Source organism: Rasiella rasia, assembly GCF_011044175.1.
Taxonomy (GTDB): domain Bacteria; phylum Bacteroidota; class Bacteroidia; order Flavobacteriales; family Flavobacteriaceae; genus Marinirhabdus; species Marinirhabdus rasia.
On record NZ_CP049057.1, the window covers coordinates 734,298 to 757,709 of the forward strand.

The 23,412-nt window shown below is 32.3% G+C and carries 19 protein-coding genes; all 19 read left to right on the forward strand.

The genetic code is table 11. The annotated features are described in order from the left end of the window. The first annotated feature begins 307 nt into the window (after positions 1-307). The 19 genes from G5B37_RS03390 (at position 308) to G5B37_RS03480 (ending at position 22,271) form a co-directional block, all read left to right on the forward strand. The gene (locus G5B37_RS03390) at positions 308-928 is read left to right on the forward strand and encodes a hypothetical protein (RefSeq protein ID WP_164678669.1); all 621 of its coding nucleotides are present in this window, start codon (positions 308-310) and stop codon (positions 926-928) included. 228 nt (positions 929-1,156) lie between these two features. Then, positions 1,157-2,173, forward strand: a complete 1,017-nt coding sequence (locus G5B37_RS03395; protein WP_164678670.1) for a DUF6794 domain-containing protein — start codon at positions 1,157-1,159, stop codon at positions 2,171-2,173. A gap of 238 nt (positions 2,174-2,411) precedes the next feature. Then, positions 2,412-4,226, forward strand: a complete 1,815-nt coding sequence (locus G5B37_RS03400) for a hypothetical protein (RefSeq protein ID WP_164678671.1) — start codon at positions 2,412-2,414, stop codon at positions 4,224-4,226. A 158-nt stretch (positions 4,227-4,384) separates the two neighbouring features. After that, positions 4,385-4,927 carry a hypothetical protein gene (locus tag G5B37_RS03405; protein ID WP_164678672.1) on the forward strand — a complete coding sequence of 181 codons (543 nt, stop codon included), beginning with the start codon at positions 4,385-4,387 and terminating at the stop codon, positions 4,925-4,927. Positions 4,928-5,173: 246 nt separating this feature from the next. Continuing rightward, positions 5,174-6,469: a T9SS type A sorting domain-containing protein gene (locus tag G5B37_RS03410; RefSeq protein WP_164678673.1), complete on the forward strand. Its 1,296-nt coding sequence runs from the start codon at positions 5,174-5,176 to the stop codon at positions 6,467-6,469. A gap of 1,097 nt (positions 6,470-7,566) precedes the next feature. After that, the gene (locus G5B37_RS03415; RefSeq protein WP_164678674.1) at positions 7,567-8,118 is read left to right on the forward strand and encodes a hypothetical protein; all 552 of its coding nucleotides are present in this window, start codon (positions 7,567-7,569) and stop codon (positions 8,116-8,118) included. 565 nt (positions 8,119-8,683) lie between these two features. Further along, a complete protein-coding gene (locus tag G5B37_RS03420; RefSeq protein ID WP_164678675.1) occupies positions 8,684-10,390 on the forward strand; it encodes a hypothetical protein in 1,707 nt (568 codons plus the stop codon). Between the two features lie 169 nt (positions 10,391-10,559). Beyond that, positions 10,560-12,002: a toll/interleukin-1 receptor domain-containing protein gene (locus G5B37_RS03425; RefSeq protein WP_164678676.1), complete on the forward strand. Its 1,443-nt coding sequence runs from the start codon at positions 10,560-10,562 to the stop codon at positions 12,000-12,002. Positions 12,003-12,161: 159 nt separating this feature from the next. Further along, positions 12,162-13,220 carry a helix-turn-helix domain-containing protein gene (locus G5B37_RS03430; RefSeq protein WP_164678677.1) on the forward strand — a complete coding sequence of 353 codons (1,059 nt, stop codon included), beginning with the start codon at positions 12,162-12,164 and terminating at the stop codon, positions 13,218-13,220. A 69-nt stretch (positions 13,221-13,289) separates the two neighbouring features. Further along, positions 13,290-13,643: a hypothetical protein gene (locus G5B37_RS03435; RefSeq protein ID WP_164678678.1), complete on the forward strand. Its 354-nt coding sequence runs from the start codon at positions 13,290-13,292 to the stop codon at positions 13,641-13,643. Positions 13,644-13,675: 32 nt separating this feature from the next. Then, positions 13,676-14,149, forward strand: a complete 474-nt coding sequence (locus G5B37_RS03440; RefSeq protein ID WP_164678679.1) for a YHS domain-containing (seleno)protein — start codon at positions 13,676-13,678, stop codon at positions 14,147-14,149. An 11-nt stretch (positions 14,150-14,160) separates the two neighbouring features. Further along, positions 14,161-14,514, forward strand: a complete 354-nt coding sequence (locus G5B37_RS03445; RefSeq protein ID WP_164678680.1) for a hypothetical protein — start codon at positions 14,161-14,163, stop codon at positions 14,512-14,514. A gap of 168 nt (positions 14,515-14,682) precedes the next feature. Then, entirely contained in the window at positions 14,683-15,288 is a 606-nt protein-coding gene (locus G5B37_RS03450) for a hypothetical protein (RefSeq protein ID WP_164678681.1), read from the forward strand. A 677-nt stretch (positions 15,289-15,965) separates the two neighbouring features. Further along, positions 15,966-17,549, forward strand: a complete 1,584-nt coding sequence (locus tag G5B37_RS03455) for a WD40/YVTN/BNR-like repeat-containing protein (RefSeq protein WP_164678682.1) — start codon at positions 15,966-15,968, stop codon at positions 17,547-17,549. Positions 17,550-17,773: 224 nt separating this feature from the next. Further along, positions 17,774-18,169 carry a hypothetical protein gene (locus G5B37_RS03460; protein ID WP_164678683.1) on the forward strand — a complete coding sequence of 132 codons (396 nt, stop codon included), beginning with the start codon at positions 17,774-17,776 and terminating at the stop codon, positions 18,167-18,169. Positions 18,170-18,866: 697 nt separating this feature from the next. Next, entirely contained in the window at positions 18,867-19,190 is a 324-nt protein-coding gene (locus G5B37_RS03465) for a hypothetical protein (protein WP_164678684.1), read from the forward strand. 766 nt (positions 19,191-19,956) lie between these two features. After that, the gene (locus tag G5B37_RS03470; protein ID WP_164678685.1) at positions 19,957-20,295 is read left to right on the forward strand and encodes a hypothetical protein; all 339 of its coding nucleotides are present in this window, start codon (positions 19,957-19,959) and stop codon (positions 20,293-20,295) included. 572 nt (positions 20,296-20,867) lie between these two features. Further along, the gene (locus G5B37_RS03475) at positions 20,868-21,344 is read left to right on the forward strand and encodes a hypothetical protein (RefSeq protein ID WP_164678686.1); all 477 of its coding nucleotides are present in this window, start codon (positions 20,868-20,870) and stop codon (positions 21,342-21,344) included. A gap of 276 nt (positions 21,345-21,620) precedes the next feature. Then, the gene (locus G5B37_RS03480; protein ID WP_164678687.1) at positions 21,621-22,271 is read left to right on the forward strand and encodes a tetratricopeptide repeat protein; all 651 of its coding nucleotides are present in this window, start codon (positions 21,621-21,623) and stop codon (positions 22,269-22,271) included. Positions 22,272-23,412: the final 1,141 nt, after the last annotated feature.

Sequence of the window (23,412 nt, forward strand, 5' to 3'; positions counted from 1 at the left end):
AGAAATTATCCAAAAACTTAACCTATTAGTTAAGTGCAAATGTAAACAAATTTATATTAGTAACAAATAAATCGAAAACTACCACTAACAACGCATATAATACAGCGGGTCTGATGGTAAAGTGAATTGGATTTCCTACAAATAATTGTAAATTAGTCCATCGGATAAAACCGATAGGCGGCGCCACTGCCCTGCCGACGCTAAAGCCAGATGCTACGCCACGTTGCTACTCCGCATCTACGCCCAGCCGAAGCAGCCGCTCATTACCCGCCGTATCATATGCAAAACCGTTATGTCTAATTAAAGCATGAAAAAAATTCGGATTATCATTTTATCAATAATTGTTGCGTTATGCTTCAGTTGTAATATCAAATCGGATAAAAAAACCATTCCGAATGTTATAGTAGAAAAACTAAACTCCCAGTTTGTAAAAGATAGCATCGAAGGAGATAAATTTCTTGAAAGAATTTATAATTCAATTGATGAAAAAAGATTGGAAGATTATGGACACGACTCATTTCGTTTTCATCATGTAGATGCATTTGGCAACAACAGCATATTCAGAGTAAACTATTTTGATGAAAATGATATTGAATTAGTGGCTAAATTTTACCAAGCTGATGAAAGCAGCGAGATTGGAAAATATACATTGACAAATGAAAGTATTACAAATTTAAGTTCAGAACAATTTATTGAATTTCAAAACCTTGTTAAAGGTGCATATTTTTGGGATTTGAAAATGATTGAATACCCCGCACAAGACTATTTTGATGGTTACGCATATATTCTTGAACAATTTGATTATTCGCATAAGCCAGAAAAATCAAGATATCATATGGTAGCACGCTCAGTACCTTACAAAGGAAGTTTTAGACAGGCTTGTGAAAAACTTGTTGAATTCTATAACACAGAAAAGAACCGGAATTAGCTTTAACTAGACATAACAACGCATATAATACAGCGGTCAGATGGTTAAGAAGATGAAAAGTCGTACAAAAAACTTAACTTAGTCCATCGGATAATTCCGATAGGCGGCGCCATTGCCCTGCCGAAGCTACAGCCAGATGCTACGCCACATTGCTACTCCGCATCTACGCTCTGCCGAAGCAGCCGCTCATGCCCCGCCGTATCATATGCAAAACCGTTAGGCACAATTATGAAGAAATTTTTTTGCGTAATATTATTTTTATGTAGTGCTTCAATATTTGGACAGACGGCTGAATTTTGTCATCCGAATTATATTAAAAATATTTCTACGAAAATAATAGACAAGCTAACCACTACAGAAATCCAATTTATCCAAAATAGTACGCTTCAATTAGAAAAAAATTGGCTTAATGAAAACGAGCAAATTCTTAATAATAGAGTAATCATAAATTATTCTGACTTTCTTCCAATTTTAGAATATGCTAGAGATTCCGAAGAAAATCTTCTTAGTGAATTTCAATTGGAACGGATTTTTCTAATTTATGCCTTAAATAAAATTCAAGAAAAAAACACCTGTGTATCAACAATTATAGACAAGATTATTGAATGGTCTAAAGAAAATAAGAAAGCGCTTGCCTTGAGAATAGAAAAAGATTCCATTAACGGAAAATACATACCAACTGATTTGAACGATGCGATCAAGCACCTTGATTTAAAGCTAGCTGATGAGTTTAAATCCAAAATCAAATTGATGACCGAAGAACAATTTACAGTTGAAGGCCATATTGGCATTGGACTACGAGTAATAAGAAACGGTTGGGAACTTTGGGGAAAATCGAGGCTATCAAATTATTTTGAGAATTTAGGTATAGATCATCCTGATACGATGTCGGGTATTATTTTAACAAGTTATTATAGGCAATTGATTGGAGAACCAATTGATCTTGAGAGTCAAATTAAAGAATATCAAAATCGCTTGAGGAAAAACCCTCATTTTACAAAAAAAGAATTTCCGATTAATGTAAAAGATGTGGAATTTGACGGGGCAATTGGTTATCCAGAATTTAAAGAACAAAAGGAATGGCCTAGCGTAAGTTTTTTTCGAAGTATAAATGGTGAAATTACTTGGATTTATTCATATAAATTTGGATGGAAACAATTAACTAAAGAGCAATTGGTAGAATTCGATAAAATATCTGTTTATGAAATACAGGCTTGGTTGGAACATCTTTACAAATCAGGATAAATAACTGTGCCTAACAACGCATATAATACAGCGCTTAGAGGGTTAAGTGAATTGCAAATCTTACATTTAATTGTAACTTAGTCCATCGGATAGAACCGATAGGCGGCGCCATTGCCCTGCCGAAGCTACAGCCAGATGCTGCGCCACGTTGCTACTCCGCATCTACGCTCTGCCGAAACAGCCGCTCATGCCACGCCGTATCATATGCAAAACCGTTAGGTGCAAGCTGAATAAACCAATGAACTATACAAGAAAATATTACGAATCCTTTTTAGATTCATTCTCAGCTATAACAGAATTAGAATCGAATGACTACTCTAATCTTGCTATTCAAAAAGATACTTTAAGCACACTCATTTCAAAAACAATAAAATTTGACATTTTAAACCTTGAACTGAGTAAAGCAATTGAAAAAGAGTTAAAGTCAAAATCCAAAAATAAATTTATTGAAAGACAAAGTAGATTAGCTGAATTTCTTTACAATAACCTTGGTAGACTTTTATACACATTTGAAAGAACTGAACGCTCTACTGATTATGCGACTGCCTTAGAAATTTATAGAACTCGGCTTCCATTTAAAACCGTTTCCAAATGGAACGTTCTTGAAAATGAAAATAAAGAATTCTCGATGGATTTACTGTTTTTCGATATGAATCGAAAATGGATAACTATAGATAGAGAATCTGATTATTTAGAATATAAAAACGAATTAAAAAGTAAAAATAATCAATTACGATACAGTTTAAAAGATAAAAAAATACCAAAAAGAACTTTAAACAAAATTCAAAAACACTTTCAGAAAAAATTTGATATTTCTTTAAATTATATAGAGACCAACTATCCAACAATCAAATCAGAGTTTTCAGTTTACGGGAGTAATGTACGAATGTATGTGATAGATAGAAATGGAGTTCCAGGTCAAACCACAAGACAAACTAAGACTTATAAAGGTATTAACCCTAAAAACAAATGTGTCATCTATCCTTACTTTTTAAATCTAGCAACTAGATTTAATAACTTGGAAGAAATTGAATCAAACTCTCTTGGTTTTTCCGAATCATTATTCGAAATAGAAAATTTGGAAAAATATGATACAGACTTTGACCCAAGACTTATTCATTTTGAGCTTCTATATATTTTTCTCAAAAACTGCTCAAAAACGCAAAAAAAGGAATTTCTCAAATATTTGATAAAATGTTCTTTATCAGCTCACGTGCGAGACTCAGAAAAAGAAGATGAGTTACTACTTTATCACGATGAAAAATGTAAATTATTCATTGATAACACACCCAATCTAAAGAATATTAAAGAAATTCTAAATGAAGACGAATATTCTCATATTGCGTTCACAAATAGACCTGATGAAGAAACTTATAATTTTTTAAATAAGTTAAACATTAAAGATATTTCCATAAATCAAATAGCAAGAGATTATATTAATATTGGTAATGGAGACTTAGTCCATTATTATATTAAAGATAGACTTAGTTCACTTAATATAACATCAAAGTATCAAAACAAAAGTCAAGAATTAATTTCAAAACTATCAAACTGCCCTCTTGGAATGGATGGATGGTCTGAATTCGAAGAAATTTGTACGGAAATTTTCGAGTATTTGTTTTCTGATAATTTCAGAAATTATACAAAGAAAATTCAAGCATATACCAATGACAATATCTTTAGACGTGATTTAATAGTAAATAATAATTTTAATGATACAACAAGTATTTGGGGACAAGCGAAGTCTGATTTCAATTGTAATTTGATTGTTGTAGATTTTAAAAATTATTCAGAACCTTTAGAACAGAATGAATTTTATCTTCCATCAAAATATCTAAATCTTAACACAGGGAAATTTGGTATTCTATTCACTAGAAAAGGATTAGGAAATTCAGCAAAAATTTTGCAAAAAAGAATGCTCAATTTGAATGATGAATTATTGATAGCTTTAAATGAAAATGATTTAGTTCAAATGATAAAAGAAAAATCGCTAAATCAAGACCCTTCATATCGTCTAGAAAATATCAAATTTAGTCTTTATGAAACAACGTAAAAGCCAGCACCTAACAACGTATATAAAAAATAGCGGTTTAGGTGCTTAAACGAAAGATAAATAATAAAATAAAAGTCATTTATAAACTGAAAAGCTCGTGCGTAAAAATCCGCTACTTTTCATATACAAGACCGTTATGCAAAATATTCTGAACACGGATGATTAAATTGAAAATCACTCTTCTTGCCATATTTTTGGTCACTTTTTCATACAGTCAAGTTTCCGAAATTGACCAGTACAAAAACATTCTTGATGCTTTAGAAATAAATAATACGGTCCTAATACTAGAAGAAGAAAGAATTGATGAAGATTATTATTACGAATCATTTATGATTACGGAAAAACAACATAAGCAGAGACTTAGAACATATTGGAATTTAATTGAAGATATTTATAATCTTGACCGTTCATTTCCTTATTATTTACTCTCGCTAAAAAACAACAAATTTAAAATTGACCGCAACAGCTGGGTTAAAACGATTAATCCATACAGATCAGATATTTGGAGATTTCATAGTCGAATAGACGAAATCAGAATATTGATTGACCACTATCTTTCAGGTAATCAGACCAAAATCAAACAACCAGAATATTTTGATAAAATCAGTTATCGAAAATTAAAGAGATTTTTAAGAAAAAATAGAGAATTGAATAAATCGGATTTGAGGGCGGAGTATATTTTATGGTTGAAAGAGCTTTAAGTATTTGGATAAAATACTTTGCATAACAACGCATATAATACAGCGGTCAGATGGTTAAGAAGATGAAAAGTCGTACAAAAAACTTAACTTAGTCCATCGGATAATTCCGATAGGCGGCGCCATTGCCCTGCCGAAGCTACAGCCAGATGCTACGCCACGTTGCTACTCCGCATCTACGCTCTGCCGAAACAGCCGCTCATGACCCGCCGTATCATATGCAAAACCGTTACCCAACATTAATTGAACATGGTAATAAAAATTACAATAATTACATTTTTCCTTTTATCTAGTGCACTTTCATTTGGGCAAATAATTGAATTTCCAGATTCTGATTTTAAAAACGCATTAGTAAATACTAATTGCGTTGACACAGATGGAGACGGAATCGTAGACGATAATGCTGACACAAACAATGATGGAGAAATTGAAATCGACGAAGCTCAAGCCGTGATATCACTAAATTTATATAATCGTGATATCTCTTCTCTAATTGGAATTGAATATTTCGAAAACATAGAAATCCTTAGTTGCTCACAAAATCAACTTGCCCAATTAGATCTTTCACAAAACATCCTACTAACAAATCTTAACTTGAGGAATAACTTGCTAACCACAATTAATATTTCTCAAAATACAAATTTGGAGGGAATAGAAATTGCACATAATAATTTACAAAATATCGATATCTCGCAAAACATCAACCTATTAGGTTTAGAATGTAGTTCAAATAATTTGTCAAGTTTAGATATATCTCAAAATACAAATCTTTTAGGTTTGGCTTGTAGCAACAACTCATTAAATGAATTGGATGTCACTAGCAATTTGAATCTAAAAATTCTTGACGCATATCATAATAATCTATCCTCAATAGACCTTACTAATAATTCGGCTTTAGAAAGGTTGTGGTTAAATGATAATTTTCTGACAGATTTAGATGTATCACAAAACCCTCTAATTTGGCGCTTACATGTTGATAATAATTTACTATCAAACATTGACCTCTTTGAACAAACAAATCTAATTACCTTTACCTGTAGTGGTAATCAATTTGTCACGCTAGATTTATCTCAAAACAATATGCTTCGGACTATCAATTGCTCTAATAATAACTTGTCCAACTTAAATATTCAGAACGGAAATAATGAAAATTTGAATGTGATGTTAGCAGTCGATAATCCTAATTTGCTCTGCATCCAAGTTGATGATGAGAATTCAACTCCTCCATTTTGTAGTTCAGGTTTTGGATGGTGTGTTGACAATGATGTAGAATTTAGTGAATCTTGTGTCTTGAGTATAGATGATATAAACAATAATCAAATGATTGTGTTATATCCTAATCCAGTAAAAGATTATCTTTCAATTAGTACTAAATCTGCTTTAAATATTATCGAAGTCAATTTATATAATACTACAGGAGAATTGGTTTATGAAGAGAAAGAAAAGTTCAATAATATAAATCTATCAAAAGTCAAAAAAGGAATATATTTCATTGTTGTCAGAACTAACAATTCGACATTTTTTGAAAAAATAATTAAACAATAAAATTAACGTTGGGTAACAACGTATATAATTCATGGCTCTGTTGGGTAAGAGAATTAAACTTCCTACATTTTTTCACTAACTTGCCATTCGGATAAAAACGGCGAGGCTTGCCATCCGAAACGGCGCTTTTACTCCTGCTAAATTGAAAAATTTGGCTCAATCAAGCGCTCAACGCTCAATTCGCTTTAGAAAACATAATCTAGGGTGGATTTCGTAAGAAGGGCTCATTAAGCCACCCTAGCAAGCAAAGTCGCCACAAATCATATACAAGACCGTTGGGTGCAATAAACAGGACAATACGATAAGGGTTCACTTTTCGGAGTTTTATACGGAAGACCATTTTAAAAACATCAATCTGATTTGAATAAATCGGATTTTCAAGCTTTGGCGATTTCTTCGTTGAGAGTTGCACTATCAGAACGTTAGGAACGCTCCCAAAGCTTGGTGAAGTTAGTAGCTGATTTTCATAAAATCAAGAAACTGACTGATATTTTTAAAAGTATTGGTCTGAATTCAAGAATTGACTCCTTAATTTGATTTGAACGACGTCATATCCGGACCGATGGATATGCCGCATAAAAATCAAAAAGTGAATTGGAACTTGTCCTGTTGACTACGCAATTTGCCACAATTGAAAATTATGGTAAATTACTGCACACAACAGCGTATAAAACACATTGCGAAAAAGCAACGTGTTTTATACGCAAACCGTTACCAAACATTGGCACTAACGTTAGTTTAAAGAAACTGTCTTTACATCGGATTTATTTACGCAACTTATCAAACCGAATTCAATATCGGATTCATTCACGCTTTCTTGGAATAGTGTTAAATCTGAAAGATGCGTCCACGGCGGACTCAATTGCGCTTGCGGGAAATGTCGCAAGCAGTGTTTTCCTTTGCGGAAAACCTTGTGCTGGCAAATTTGGCTTTTGGTCGTGCCACGTTAGGTAACAACGCATAAAGTCCATTGCTTATTTTTAGATACTCGGAATCAATTGCCATTCGGGAAATCAGGGAAATTCTATGTAACTTGGTCTGGAAGTTCCTCAACGGAACTTTATGCAAAACCGTTGTAGCACATTTAAGAAAACCCAATGGCAATAAACCAATTTCTAACATCTGTACTTCCAAAAAAGCCGATTGAAGAAAAATATGGCGGAATACCAAAACAGCTCGAAATTAAGCACGCTGAATGGGAAAAGTATTGGGAAAACTACGATATGGAATTGAACGATACGCCAGAACCTGAATTTAAAGATGCGATTTCAACAAAATGGTGGAAAGGAATTGAAATTGATATTGTGGAATTGAGAAAAGACATTGACAAAATAATCACTCGTGCGGAATGGAATGGCGGAAAAAGTTGGAAAACAGAAAAAGCGGAATTTGACCACGATTTGAGCATAGATTTTAACGACAAAGAAAATTACATTGAGGATTTTCGATTTCGGACTGACTTAACCGACTCAACTCTGAATTTTATAAAATCAATATTGGATTTATGCGACAGAAACGAATGGATTTTAATGGACGACAAAGGGAATTTGTGCGAACCCAAAATTCAAAATTTAGCGGAATTAATTAAAGATTCAGATGCAGACAGATTTTTAAGAAATCCGACTAAATTTTTTGAGAATATAAAATGAAAAAACGTGCTACAACAATGTATAACCGCAATTACGGCGGATTCGACTACGTCCGAATCCACTCGGAATTGCTAACGTCAGTGCTTAACCGAAAAACATTAACTTTAATCCCGTAACTGACGGTTATACGAGACCGTTACCAAACATTGGCACTAACGTTAGTTTAAAGAAACTGTCTTTACATCGGAATTATTTACGCAGCTTATCAAACCGAATTCAATATCGGATTCATTCACGCTTTCTTGGAATAGTGTTAAATCTGAAAGATGCGTCCACGGCGGACTCAATTGCGCTTGCGGGAAATGTCGCAAGCAGTGTTTTCCTTTGCGGAAAACCTTGTGCTGGCAAATTCGGCTTTTGGTCGTGCCACGTTAGGTAACAACGCATAAAGCCCATTGCTTATTTTTAGATACTCGGAATCAATTGCCATTCGGGAAATCAGGGAAATTCTATGTAACTTGGTCTGGAAGTTCCGCAACGGAACTTTATGCAAAACCGTTAGCAGCAACCAAAAAAAAACTTCCCGTCATAAAACAAAAAGTATAGAAAGTACATAACAAAATTAATGAGTTTAGAAAATAAAATTGAGGAACTTAAGGAAATTGTTTCCAAATATGATTTAGAGAGTTTCGCTGGTTTTTTCGCATTTTTCCTAAAAAAACGTCCCGACAGCTCCTCTGAAATTAAATTGAACAAATTCAAATCTAAATTCAAAGATTTCTTTTATTTAATAGCTTTACATGCGTTTTCAGACAACAAAAAAGGTGATGAAATATTTGAATTATCAGAAAAACTAATTGGTGAACTTGCAGAAAGGGTTAATGCAATTAAAGACTACAATCTAGAAGAGAGTTCTTCAGATTACACTCTTGAATCTGTAATTCATGAAATGGCTTACAGAAGTCATTTTGACAATGGTGTTTTAAGTTATGTAGAGCAAGATTTAGAAAGAATAAAAACTATTTTTCACCCATTTGAAAAAAAGATTAATGACGATTTTGGACTTGATATTCATTTTTTAGTTGAGATTTATAAGCACATAGAATTAATCTCTATAAATAGATTTAATGAAGTAACGGAATTTTTGCAAACAAAAGAATTTATTGAGTTTAACAGAAGAACTCAAGAAAAAGAAATATCTTTCTCAGAAGCATTTATTTTATTACCAAAAAAAACACAAGAATCATTCTCATCATTCCAATTAAAGCCTCACACTTTCTTGATGTTTACAAAAGAAGATTTATATCTTACATTCTCAAAAGAAAAAGTAGATAAATTTTTAAAACTATTTTCGTGTGAGCCAAATCCTAATATAAATTTCAATTATTACACAGAAGACAATCCTTTTGAACTCAAACCAATTCTAAAATTATCAGACAATAATTATTTGAATTTATTTCAAAAACAAATACCTGTAGCAATATATAGGCATTTATATAGCCATCTTTTAAAAGATAAAAAACTTTATAATAAAATACGAAAACACAGAGAAAATAGTCTTGAGAGAAAAACTATAGAGATTTTCAAATCAATTTTTCCTTCAAAAGGATCTTTTTTTTATGAAAACTATTATATTCTAAACAATTTTGAACAGGACTTGTTAATTATCTATAAAGGTCATGCAATAATTGTTGAATCGAAAGCCTCAAAATTGAGAGAACCTTTTAGAAACGTTGAAAAAGCTGTTACAAGACTTAAGAATGATTTTAAATCATCTATTCAGTACGGTTATGATCAATGCAAAAGAGTTGAAGATTATTTTCTTGGAAGTGAAACGTTTTCTATAAAAGATAATAAAAACAGAGTATTATTTAAAGTAAATCCTAATAAAATCCATAGTGTTTACTCAATAGTTGTTACGTTAGAAAGATTTGGAAATTTACAAACAGATTTGGGTCTAATGTTGCAAAAAAATGACAAGAAAAAATATCCTTGGTCTGTTTATATTAATGATTTAGAGATTTTTTTTCTAACACTTAAATATCATACAAGTAATTCATTAAACAATCTTTTTAGCTTTTTGAAATTGAGAAGAGAGATGCATAATCATTTATATGCAATAGATGAATTAGACATTTGTGCGGCTTTTATTAGATCACCAAAAAAGTTTAAAAAATTTACCAAAATGAATGACACACTTCTTTCATTTTCGCCCTTAGAACAAGAACTTTTCGATCAATACTATTATGCTGGCAAATTGCAATTTAAGGAACAACCATTGCCTGATGATTTTTTAAAACTTGGAATTGAAAAAATGGGAAGTAGAAGTTAAAATGGCAGCTGCTAACAACGTGTATAGTCAATTGCTTGTTCTGTACGTACTCGGAAAATCCTACGGATTTTCCTCTGGTTCGTTTTCTTTTACTAATTTAGTTGCTAGCCAACGCAACTAACCATACACAAATACGTTGGCATTAATGTAAAACAACCTAAATCTTTAAATGGACAAGAAAATTTTTATATCATATAGTTGGGGAAATAAAGAACATCAAGACTGGATTGTAAATCTTGGAAAGAGATTGATGACTGATACTGTTGATGTTGTTTTAGACAGATGGAGTTTAAAAGACGGACACGACATTCACAGCTTTATGGAGGAAATGGTAAAGTCGAAAGATATTTTCCGAGTTCTTATTGTTTGTGATAAGAAATACAAAGAGAAAGCTGATGACAGACAAGGAGGCGTTGGCACAGAAACTCAAATCATTAGTCCAAATTTGTATTCTAACGAAAAGCAGGAAAAATTCATACCTATTGTACTTGAAAGAGATGAAGATGGAAAACCATTTTTGCCTGTTTATTTGTCGAGTAGAAAATATATTGATTTTTCCCAAGAAGAAGATTTTGAAGATAGTTATGAAGAGTTATTAAGAAACATTTTAGAAGCACCATCAATACCTAAACCTAAACTTGGTACCAAACCACCAACTTATATAACTGAAACAAATGTTGACTTATCTGAAACCAATAGTAAAATAAGAACTATTGAAAACCAGATTAAGAAGAACGATAACTTAAATGAAAAATATGCTTCAGACTTTTTAAAAGTTTTTCAAGATAAATTATGGGAATTTAATCTTGAAAATTCACCAAATAATTTAACAGCTTTTGGAGAATTATTAATGGAGACTTTGAAGAATTACAAGCCTTTAAGGGAAGACTTCATAAAATTCATTGACTTGTTAACAACTAAAAAAACAGACTTTGCAAGTGAACTTATAATTGAATTCTTCGAGAACAAACCTATGTATTTACGACCACGAGATGAAAGGAACAGTTGGTCAGGTCCTGAATTCGATACTTTTAAAATTATTTTTCAAGAACTATTTATTTACACTATCGCAGTCGGAATTAAAAACAAGGATTACTTGTTTGTTTCAGAATTACTTCATTCTAAATATTTCATTAAAGACCCTTATAGGAACAATCAAGAGCCAAGTAGTTTCCCATTTTTATATGATTATCATCAAAATTTGGAAAGTTATATGAATCAAACATTTAATAAAATTACTGGCTTCGGGCATTACGTAATAACTAATTTATCTGACCAAATAAGTAAGCAAACTTTGATATTTTCAGACACACTATGTTATTGTGTTAGCTATTTAGAAACTGATAATCATTATGACCGATGGTTTCCAGCCACATATCTTTATGGGGAAAGAAATGGTGGTTTCAACTTCTTTGACAAACTATCTTCGAGAAAGCACTTCGAAAAAGTAAAAGTACTTTTTGATGTTCAAAACGAAAACGAGTTAAAAAAGAAACTTGAAAAAAATAAAGAGAATTCTGGAGATAGAATTAGATATGGAAATGGTGGATTTAACCGAGTTCCATTTGTTTATGAATTAATTGATATTAACAAAATATCTATTTACAGATGATAAAAACACTAATGCCAACAATGGCTATAAGTAATTGCTTGTTCTCGCCTACTTCTGAAAATCCTCGCGGATTTTCAGTTTGGTGTGTACTTGCAAAGTTAAGTGTTAACCCACGCGACTACTCATAGCCGAGACCGTTAGCAAACATTACCCAACTGAATGCAAAAAGTTGAAAAATTTTCACCAGAAATTAATAAAGTATACTTTATAGAAAGTCATACTCTTATTCATATTCTTTCAGGAAAAGGAAGCATTCAGGTTGATTTTAAGAACTATTTTGATTGGCAGGAAAAAGCAATCTTTCTAGAAAAAGGACAATACATTAAATTCTTGTCAGATGACTTTACAGTTAGACGAATAGAATTTTCAAATGAAAGCAAATTTTATGATAATGATGTAAGAGTATTATTCAAACACCTAATTTCTTTAGGTTATATTGACTTATTAGAATGTGAGGAATGTAAATCGTTCCTATCTGAAACAGCCTTAACTAATAATTCTGCTGATATAATTGATGTATCTTCTAAACAATGGTTTTGGCAAAATCCCTTCAAAGCTAGTAAAGAAGAATACCAAGTAATTTTTGATGCTAAAGACATAATTGACAAAGAATATTCAAATAAATTAACAAGTATTGATTTAGTCAATTTAATTAACGACAGAGGATATAATGCTCAAGCTCTAATTAAAAATAAAATTGGTTTATCTGTCAAAAACTTAATGACATCAAAAAGGCTACAAGAAAGCCTTAAAGAAGTAGCATTCACTAATAAAAATATTCAAGAAATTTCTTATGATTTAGGGTATAAAGATGACGCTTATTTCAATAGAGTTTTTAAAAAATCAATTGGACAAACGCCGAAACAGTTTAGACAAAATTTCGATTTTGAAAATAGAGATTTATTCTCACAAGATATTTTAGAACTTCTAAAAAAATATCACACACAAGAAAGGTCTCTTGAGTTTTACGCTAATGAAATGAACCTTTCTATAAAGGCATTATCTAATAAAGTTCGAGCTAAAATGAACACTTCTTTAGGTCAATTAATACGATTAGAATTAATCAACTCTGCTAAATTAATGATACTCGAAGGACAATCCGTTGTCTCTATTTCTAGACAACTAGGATTTGAAGAACCAAATCATTTTTCGAGATTCTTTAAACATTATTCTAAAGTTACGCCTTCCGAATTCAAATTAAAAAAGTACAATTCTTAGTCTTTTTTTTGTAGCAAGTATACTTTAATCTCATCTCATCTTTGCAGTGTAATTTTAAAACACAAAAGGATGAATATTAAAGAACAAGTACAAAAAATGGATGCGATAGTTTCACAAGGAGCAATCGTTGATGCCGTAAAAGAATTCTTTGCAGACAATGCTAATACTTCAGATTACGGAAATGGAGGAACCAAAGGTAAAACAGAAATGATTGCAAAAATGGAAGGCTTTGCTGGTGCAATTGCAAAAGTAAATGGTATTACACATCATCATTCTATTGTAGATGGAAATGTATCAGCATCAGAATTCACATTCGATTTCGATATGAAAGATAGTAGTAAGATTTACTGGCACGAAATCATTCGCAGAATCTGGAATGATGAAGGAAAAGTAATTCAAGAAGAATACTTCAACGCAGAATAATTAGAATAAATAACAATTTAAAATATAATAAAATGAAAAATTTAATTAAAACAACAATTTTAGGATTAGCTCTAATAATGAGTTCAGTAGTATTAGCTCAAGATAAAATGGCGAATAATATTGATAATAGTAATATAGCATTACAAGGCTACAGTCCTGTTTCATACTTAGATTTGGGATTAGCTCAAAAAGGAAACAAAACATATAAATCTGAACATAACAAAGTAGTATACTATTTCACATCAGCAGAACAAAAAACTACGTTTGACAAAAACCCTGGAAAATACCTTCCTCAATATGGCGGATTTTGTGCGTTTGGTTGTTATGCAGGAGCAAAATTTAGAGTTGACCCAAATAAATTTATTGTAGAAGATGGAAAATACTATCTGTATTTAAACAATGTGGAACTTGATGCAAAACAATTATGGTTGGCAGAAAATAATCATAGCAAATTAAAAGGTGTTGCAGATAAGAATTGGAAAAACTTAAGTAAAACTCATAATTAAAAAATAGAGTTATGAAATTTGTAACCAAGAGAATTCACGCATTTTTAGATTATCCAGTTGCTATTGCATTGATAGTACTTCCCTTTCTTATCGGATTAGGAGATTCAAATCCTTTAGCTTTACAACTTTCGGTAGCAACAGGAATTGCAGCTTTTATTTTAACATTGCTAACAGACCATCATTTGGGAGTTCTTAAAGTAATTTCTTATAAAATGCATCTAGTAGTAGACTTTATAGTCGCAATTGTATTTATTATTGCACCTTTTGCTTTTTCGTTCGAAGGAATAGATGCCTATTATTATTGGATTAATGGGATTGCAGTTTTAACTGTAGTTAGTTTACATAAATCTGAGATAGTTGTTTAAAATCAATTAAAATAACGTTTGCTAACAACGTGTATAAGTAATAGCGATTTGAGTAATAATTCAAATCGCTATTACTTTTTATTTTGTAAATTACTTTCCGAAAAAGTAGTGATTATTAATTCGCTACTACTCATACACAAGACCGTTGTAAGTAATGTCGAGAAACCTATGAGAATTCATTTAACATTTTTATTAATAATTGGAATTAGCCTTATTTCATTAGGTCAAACTAACTCTGAATTAATAAAAACTCTGAAAAAGGAACTTCCTGAAAGTTCTACGAAAGACGGAAGATGGATTTTTTATGAAAGTGAATCGGAAATTCATAAAATTGAAAAAACTTTAATATCTGAATTCTTTCCTGATGTTGCTTTATATAAAGTAATGCTTACAAACTATTTGGGTTATCACGTAAATAAATCAAATTGTTTGATTTTATTTAATCGTCAGAAATCCAAAATTCAATTAGTGGAACCTATTTGGTATTCAGACATTGACAAGAAGTTTCTGAAAAAATTTATTGGATTGGAATTTAAAGACAACAAAACGCTGAACGAATTTTGTTACGAATTACAAGATTTGATGTTAATTGGTTCAAATTATGAAATTAATAATACCAAAATAACGGAATCAAATATTACGTTTGACTTGACTTATGAAGGTCGATTAAAAACGGAAGTTTGGCGGAATTTAGAAATCAAAATAAGTGGTCTTGAAATAAATGGATTTTCATCGACAAATCCGAGAATGAATGAAACAACTAAAGTGGAATAAACACTACTTACAACAACGTGTATAATTCATTGCTAGTACTCGCCTACTTACGAAAATCCTCGCGGATTTTCTATTCGGTTTGTATTTGCTAATTTAGTTGCTGAAACACGCAACGAAATCATACACAAAACCGTTGGGTGCAATAAACAGGACAATACGATAAGGGTTCACTTTTCGGAGTTTTATACGGAAGACCATTTTAAAAACATCAATCTGATTTGAATAAATCGGATTTTCAAGCTTTGGCGATTTCTTCGTTGAGAGTTGCACTATCAGAACGTTAGGAACGCTCCCAAAGCTTGGTGAAGTTAGTAGCTGATTTTCATAAAATCAAGAAACTGACTGATATTTTTAAAAGTATTGGTCTGAATTCAAGAATTGACTCCTTAATTTGATTTGAACGACGTCATATCCGGACCGATGGATATGCCGCATAAAAATCAAAAAGTGAATTGGAACTTGTCCTGTTGACTACGCAATTTGCCACAATTGAAAATTATGGTAAATTACTGCACACAACAGCGTATAAAACACATTGCGAAAAAGCAACGTGTTTTATACGCAAACCGTTAGTAGCCATTTGAAGAAACATCGTTCACTAATTCAAAAGTCCACTTCACTCAATCTGAATTGGCTGAAAATTATTCTTTTCATAGATTCGAAAAGAATTTAAACATATGAAAAAACTAATCGCCTTACTTCTACTAACATTACTTTCAAATCAACTGAAAGCACAAAATTCAGAAGACAGCATTATAACATCATTAAATCAAAGTTATAAATTAACCGAATATGATAAACCGAGTATTCAGATTAGATTTAATAATGACACGATAGTTGTTGCTGGATATTTAGAAGACTTGTCTAATTCAAAACCAAGACATCAAAAGAAAACAAATGTGATTTACAAAACTTCAAACGGAGGTTTGAATTGGAAACAAATCAAATTTAATGGAGATGCTTGGATTTATGATGCTTTTCACAAAAACGATGGAAAAATATGGATGGGAGGTTCTGACAATTACATTCATTATTCAAATGACTTTGGAGAAACTTGGAGCAAGAAGCCAAAACCTTTCAATCCTGTAAATAGAGTTCTATCCATTTTTATGGTTGATTCACTAACTGGAATTGCTGGAGGATTATCAAACGGATTGGCAATCACAGAAGATAATTGGAATACTTCAAAGCAAATTGAAACGCCAATTGACCAAAGCAAGTTTAAAATTTTAAATCCTTCTGCAAGAGATAGAATTGATAATATAGCCATTGTTGATTCAATTATATTAATTAATCAAAATGATTACATTTTTTACACTAAAAAAGATTCTATTAATTGGACAAAGTTTAATATTCCAGTAGCTGGTTTTTCAGTAAACCAAGAAAAATCAGAAATCACTTTACAAAGTAGGAATGGTAAAATCTTCATTCTTGACAAGAAGCTAAATTTAATAAAAGAAAGACAAGAAGACTATTTATGGGAAACAATTAAAAGTGATAGCATCAAACTTAACTTACAGCCATTTTTCGAAAGTGAAATTAATTCTATAAGTGTAACTTCAACAAAATGGTTATTTGACAAGCAAGTTCATATGGGAGCGATTTATAAATCGGATATTCAGAAAGGTAAGATTTTAGATAAAAAAGGTGCTTTGATTTTTAAGGCCAAAGGCTTTGAAAAAAAGAATTTAGAAATATCAAAAAATAATATTCAAACCTTGTTGCAAAACAAAAAACTTAAAGTAAAACTAACAGAATTATCAAAGTATTTAGGATTTACGACTAATGACTTGAAAGACTACGAAACATTGGTTGAGGGAATTAAAAAGGAAAGGCTTGAAAAAGAAAATTGGGGAGGAAATTTCACTTCTCAAATTGAATTGACGAATCCTGAATTTCGAGACTTTAAAAATCAAAATAGTTATCTAAAACAAAACTATATATCATCTGTATTTAATCAAGTCTATTTGCCATTCTTATTAGGACAAGAAGAAATAGACTTTATAGAATTGCGAATACAGAATAACAACGGAAACGAAATTGTAATTGATAATAAAAAAGCGGAATTTTATTCTCTACCTTGGACAATAACGTATGACAATAAATCAATGGACACTTACAATCCGAAAATTAGTGAATTAGTAAGAAGTATGTTACCAACCGAATTCAATAATTACGAAAAATTGTTAGGTGGAGAACTGATTTTTAAACTGATTGAAGAGGAAATAATTGACAATTTGGAATATAAAAACGGCTACTAACAGTGTATAAAAAACATAGGGCATTTATGGCTTAACCGAAAGGTCTGTGTTTATTTGCAAAGTACGCTAAATATAAAATTTGGCGTTTACAGTAGAAAAGATAAAAGCAAAATATTTATATTTAGCTAAGTAATAAACCGAAACAAAAGTGCTTATCACCTGCCCTACGTTTCTTATACTTAACGTTGTAAAACATTTACAGAAATCTTGCTCTGATATAAAAAATGGATATTTCTGACATTAAAAAATATTATAAAATTTTCGGATCTATAAATCTGATTTTTGCGATTCTTCTTGTATTTTTTTTATATGATATTAAAATAGAAGAACGTGTTTACGCTTTTTTAGCTATTAATGTTGGATACCACATGCTCTATCATTTTTTTTCAAGTTTATCTAAAAATTCAATTCGAAGTGCAAATAATTTTAATAAAATAGTAGGAACTATAATGCTAAAACTATTTGCAATTTTTGGTGTTTTTTGCTCTTTCTTTATAATTTTTATTTTCGTCTCAACAGCAATTGCGGAAAATGAATATATTGGTCTATTCGCAATTTGTATTGCAATTGGACTATTTCTTGGTTCTTATAGTTTATGGCTTGACTTAAAAAATGAATAATCTTTTGCAGTAAAGTATTTCATTTAAACATTTGGTCAATATTTTAAAGCTATCTTTTACTGTTTTTACTTCCCTTATAGAATATCAGAATATCAGATATTAAATAGACTAATGCAACTATTACAATACCTAAACCTGCTATAAATTGTTTACCATTTAAAAAAGAACTTTTGTAACTCGGGAATGTAGTTATCATATAGATTCCTCCAATGATCATTGCTAAACAGATCAGATAAATAACGATTTTGAATATTAACTTTAAAATCATCCAAACAATTTAACGAAAAAGTAAACATTTTACAACAACGTGTATAGTTCATTGCGGTTTTCGGTTAAGTGAAAGAATATTTCTTACAATTCACTATATTTGAGTCTAATCGGAAAAATAGAGTATGCAGCTCACGTTTTCCCTCGGAGAACCAGCCGCGAACGTGAGCTACTATTCCGCAACAAACCATACACAAAACCGTTACCCAACATTAATTGAACAATGAGAAGGAAAATTATAATTACGCATATTCTGCTCTTTGTTACTCTCTCAATCGTTTTGATCTTCACTTTGGAAGAACTTTTGAATCTATTTGGGTTTTTTCACAATCTAACTATATTTCTATATTCTTTAGTTTCTGTTTTAACTTGTCTTTTTATAATACTTTTAATTTCTTGTTTGATTTTCTTATCCAAAAGAAAGAGAAAAATGATAATTGAAAAGGTTGAGTTAATTAATGACGGATTTAAAGTAATTATCAACGAAGATATTATTCAGTTCAAATGGTCAGAGATTGAAAAACTGACTGGTTTTAAAGTTGACCGACTTACGGTTGATGATATTTGTTTAAAGATTGAGACTAATAACAAAACTGCTTTTGCGACAGAGGAATTTGAAGGTTGGCGAAATTTTATAGATAGAGTACTAATTGAATTTCCGCTGATAGACAAAAATTGGGAAGAGATTATAGCAAAACCAGCTTTCGAAAGAAATGAATCTGAACTTTATAACCGAGGTAAAAACGTTGGGTAACAACGCATATAATACAGCGTTCACATTCGGCTTTAATTAAATTTCCTAACTTTATAAAAAATTGATACATCGGATAAAACCGATAGGCGGCGCCACTGCCCTGCCGACGCTACCGCCAAATGCTACGCCACGTTGCTACTCCGCATTTACACATAGCCGAAGCAGCCGCTCATTACCCGCCGTATCATATGCAAAACCGTTACCAAACATTGGCACTAACGTTAGTTTAAACAAACTGTCTTTACATCGGAATCATTTACGCAGCTTATCAAACCGAATTCAATATCGGATTCATTCACACTTTCTTGGAATAGTGTTAAATCTGAAAGATGCGTCCACGGCGGACTCAATTGCGCTTGCGGGAAATGTGACAAAAAGATTATCCTTCTGCTGAAAGATTTAATCGCACTCGCAAAGCTCGGGTCGTGCAACGTTAGGTAACAACGCATAAAGTCCATTGCTTATTTTTAGATACTCGGAATCAATTGCCATTCGGGAAATCAGGGAAATTCTATGTAACTTGGTCTGGAAGTTCCGCAACGGAACTTTATGCAAAACCGTTACAACACATATGAAAAATCACATCGGTAAAGATATTATACCGCTTCTGATTTCGATAATTCTCATATTGACTTCAATCGGAATTGTATCTTTTACAGATTACGTTTTGAACGTAAAACATTACGCTGGAATTCTACTTATTCTGATTTCCGCGTTTCTGTATTTCAAAAATAAAAGGTGGTTCGTTTACTTTTTCGGATTGACAATGATTATTGGAATATTCAATTTGATTGGAATTTATCACGCTACAATTAGTTTTGGTATTGGACCAATAAAATTCAATCCAATCTTTTTGTCCTTATTTGTGATTTTTTTGGCGGTTAACAGAAAACTAATTGACCAAATGTTTCACGACGAAAAACGAAAAGATACAAGTGTTTCAGAACAAACTGCGGAAAAAGAAAAACGGATAAAAAGTTTTGAAAGCAAATTTCAAACAAAATCGGAGACTGAATTAAAAAGAATTGCGGACGAAAATAGCGGATATGTGGAAGAGGCAAAAATTGCGTCGAGAAATATACTGCGGATAAAATACGTGTTGTAACAACGTATATAATTTATGGCTTAGTTGGTGAAGGCGATGAAAAGTCGTACAAAAAACCTATTTTAGTCCAGCGGATAAAACCAGAGGGCGGCGCCATTGCGCTTCAAACGTCACCAGCCAAACGCTGCGCCACGTTGCTACTTGCGTTTACGCTCGGCTGACACAGCCGCAAAATCGCCACAAATCATATACAAGACCGTTACCAAACATTGGCACTAACGTTAGTTTAAAGAAACTGTCTTTACATCGGAATTATTTACGCAACTTATCAAACCGAATTCAATATCGGATTCATTCACGCTTTCTTGGAATAGTATTAAATCTGAAAGATGCGTCCACGGCGGACTCAATTGCGCTTGTGGGAAATGTGCCAAGAAGATTATCCTTCTGCTGAAAGATTTAATCGCACTCGCAAAGCTCGGGTCGTGCAACGTTAGGTAACAACGCATAAAGTCCATTGCATATTTTTAGATACTCGGAATCAATTGCCATTCGGGAAATCAGGGAAATTCTATGTAACTTGGTCAGAAAGTTCCGCAACGGAACTTTATGCAAAACCGTTGCCATTAATTATGAAAATCCTGCTAAACTTGACCATTTTGCTTTTGATTTTGACTTCTTGCAAGTCGAAAGAATCAATGTTTCCGGATTATTCTAAAAGTGCATATGAACCGATTTTGTTTATTAAGGATCAAATTCAAGATGGCGAAGGCAGATTTGACGTAGAAATAAAAAATAGTCACGGCGGGAATTATGTTGTGTATTCCAAAGTTGATGTTGGAAAAGACAGCGTCCGAATTGAAAATGATATACGGAATAATTTTTACGGAACTAAATCGGACACAATTCTGGCGTTTATGAAAGCGGATTTTATCAACCTATTGAATACGGAATTGTCGTATGCTGATACCCAAATAAAAATAGCTGGAAATTATCAAGATATTAAAATAACTGTTGCGGATTCTACCAATGTATTCTATACTCGACAAGGATTTGGAATAATGAAAATAATGGAAAAAGGAATATCCAACACAAGAAAAGCGGAATAGAAAACGGAACAGAGCGCAAAATAACTAATGGCAACAAAGCATAAATTTTATGGCTTACATGCTTATCAAAATGAAACTTCCCACATATTTTGTCTATCTTAGATTAACCGAATAATTTGAAAATGCGGCTCCTGCTCACGCTGAATCTCACGCACAGTCGTTACCGCTGGTAACTCTGTGCTTCCCGCAAACGCTCTGCGTTTCGCCTCACTCCGATTCAGCCGCAAAAGGCGCCACAAAGTTTATGCAAACCCGTTGTACACAATTCAAAAATTAATGAGAATTACCTTTTATATATTACTTCTTGTACTTATAAGTTGTTCTGATAAAAATAGGTCGGATGGTAAAATGACTGAAAGGCACATCGAAATTATTCAAAGAGAAGATTCAATTGATTTAGATATTATTCATGGTTATGATATTTTCAAAAATCAAGAAGTTCGCGATCTTAATAATTTAGGAATTGAGTATATCAGGAAAAATGAATACAGAGCTGCTGAGAAAGAATTTATAGCCGCATTTCGTTTAGAACCAAATAATCCAACAATTCTAAATAACCTTGGTAACATTTATCAGAAAATTGGCACTGAAAAAATGGCGCTAGAATATTATACAGATTCATTCAAAAGTTCAGATTCAACCTATATTAACGCAGCATACAATATGGGAATTTCGTATTGCAACTTGAAAGAATATGAAAAAAGTGAAGAAATTTTAAAATATGTTTTAAATCATACAAGTGATAAAACTTGGCAAATGTTAGCAAAATACACACTTTCAAGATTGTATCTAAATCAAAATAGATGTGAAGAAGCTAGAGAAATTTATAAAGTAATTAAAACTGATTTAAACCAGTACTCGAAACTCCAATTGAATCAACAAAAATTTGAAATTCGTCTAGAGAACTGTGTACAACAACGCATATAATACAGCGGTCACATCCGGCTATCATTAAATTCCCTAACTTTATAAAAAATTGGTACAGCGGACAGATACGTAACGGCGGCGCCACTGCCCACGGCCGATTCGCACGCTGCGCTGCCCACTCCCGACCTGCGTCGGGATGTTGGCACTGCCGAAGCTGCCGCTCAAAACCCGCCGTATCATATGCAAAACCGTTACCAAACATTGGCACTAACGTTAGTTTAAAGAAACTGTCTTTACATCGGAATTATTTACGCAACTTATCAAACCGAATTCAATATCGGATTCATTCACGCTTTCTTGGAATAGTATTAAATCTGAAAGATGCGTCCACGGCGGACTCAATTGCGCTTGTGGGAAATGTGCCAAGAAGATTATCCTTCTGCTGAAAGATTTAATCGCACTCGCAAAGCTCGGGTCGTGCAACGTTAGGTAACAACGCATAAAGTCCATTGCTTATTTTTAGATACTCGGAATCAATTGCCATTCGGGAAATCAGGGAAATTCTATGTAACTTGGTCAGAAAGTTCCGCAACGGAACTTTATGCAAAACCGTTACCAAACATTGGCACTAACGTTAGTTTAAAGAAACTGTCTTTACATCGGATTTATTTACGCAGCTTATCAAACCGAATTCAATATCGGATTCATTCACGCTTTCTTGGAATAGTATTAAATCTGAAAGATTCGTCCACGGCGGAACCAAATGCGCTTGCGGGAAATGTGACAAGAAGATCATCCTTCTGCTGAAAGATTTAATCGCACTCGCAAAGCTCGGGTCGTGCAACGTTAGGTAACAACGCATAAAGTCCATTGCTTATTTTTAGATACTCGGAATCAATTGCCATTCGGGAAATCAGGGAAATTCTATGTAACTTGGTCTGAAAGTTCCGCAACGGAACTTTATGCAAAACCGTTACCAAACATTGGCACTAACGTTAGTTTAAAGAAACTGTCTTTACATCGGAATTATTTACGCAGCTTATCAAACCGAATTCAATATCGGATTCATTCACGCTTTCTTGGAATAGTGTTAAATCTGAAAGATGCGTCCACGGCGGACCCAATTGCGCTTGTGGGAAATGTGACAAAAAGATTATCCTTCTGCTGAAAGATTTAATCGCACTCGCAAAGCTCGGGTCGT

What these genes read in the sequence shown, in the direction of transcription:
- G5B37_RS03390 (WP_164678669.1), top strand. Translation starts at nt 308, where the DNA reads ATGAAAAAAATTCGGATTATCATTTTATCAATAATTGTTGCGTTATGC.
- G5B37_RS03395 (WP_164678670.1), top strand. Translation starts at nt 1,157, where the DNA reads ATGAAGAAATTTTTTTGCGTAATATTATTTTTATGTAGTGCTTCAATA.
- G5B37_RS03400 (WP_164678671.1), top strand. Translation starts at nt 2,412, where the DNA reads ATGAACTATACAAGAAAATATTACGAATCCTTTTTAGATTCATTCTCA.
- G5B37_RS03405 (WP_164678672.1), top strand. Translation starts at nt 4,385, where the DNA reads ATGATTAAATTGAAAATCACTCTTCTTGCCATATTTTTGGTCACTTTT.
- G5B37_RS03410 (WP_164678673.1), top strand. Translation starts at nt 5,174, where the DNA reads ATGGTAATAAAAATTACAATAATTACATTTTTCCTTTTATCTAGTGCA.
- G5B37_RS03415 (WP_164678674.1), top strand. Translation starts at nt 7,567, where the DNA reads ATGGCAATAAACCAATTTCTAACATCTGTACTTCCAAAAAAGCCGATT.
- G5B37_RS03420 (WP_164678675.1), top strand. Translation starts at nt 8,684, where the DNA reads ATGAGTTTAGAAAATAAAATTGAGGAACTTAAGGAAATTGTTTCCAAA.
- G5B37_RS03425 (WP_164678676.1), top strand. Translation starts at nt 10,560, where the DNA reads ATGGACAAGAAAATTTTTATATCATATAGTTGGGGAAATAAAGAACAT.
- G5B37_RS03430 (WP_164678677.1), top strand. Translation starts at nt 12,162, where the DNA reads ATGCAAAAAGTTGAAAAATTTTCACCAGAAATTAATAAAGTATACTTT.
- G5B37_RS03435 (WP_164678678.1), top strand. Translation starts at nt 13,290, where the DNA reads ATGAATATTAAAGAACAAGTACAAAAAATGGATGCGATAGTTTCACAA.
- G5B37_RS03440 (WP_164678679.1), top strand. Translation starts at nt 13,676, where the DNA reads ATGAAAAATTTAATTAAAACAACAATTTTAGGATTAGCTCTAATAATG.
- G5B37_RS03445 (WP_164678680.1), top strand. Translation starts at nt 14,161, where the DNA reads ATGAAATTTGTAACCAAGAGAATTCACGCATTTTTAGATTATCCAGTT.
- G5B37_RS03450 (WP_164678681.1), top strand. Translation starts at nt 14,683, where the DNA reads ATGAGAATTCATTTAACATTTTTATTAATAATTGGAATTAGCCTTATT.
- G5B37_RS03455 (WP_164678682.1), top strand. Translation starts at nt 15,966, where the DNA reads ATGAAAAAACTAATCGCCTTACTTCTACTAACATTACTTTCAAATCAA.
- G5B37_RS03460 (WP_164678683.1), top strand. Translation starts at nt 17,774, where the DNA reads ATGGATATTTCTGACATTAAAAAATATTATAAAATTTTCGGATCTATA.
- G5B37_RS03465 (WP_164678684.1), top strand. Translation starts at nt 18,867, where the DNA reads ATGATAATTGAAAAGGTTGAGTTAATTAATGACGGATTTAAAGTAATT.
- G5B37_RS03470 (WP_164678685.1), top strand. Translation starts at nt 19,957, where the DNA reads ATGATTATTGGAATATTCAATTTGATTGGAATTTATCACGCTACAATT.
- G5B37_RS03475 (WP_164678686.1), top strand. Translation starts at nt 20,868, where the DNA reads ATGAAAATCCTGCTAAACTTGACCATTTTGCTTTTGATTTTGACTTCT.
- G5B37_RS03480 (WP_164678687.1), top strand. Translation starts at nt 21,621, where the DNA reads ATGAGAATTACCTTTTATATATTACTTCTTGTACTTATAAGTTGTTCT.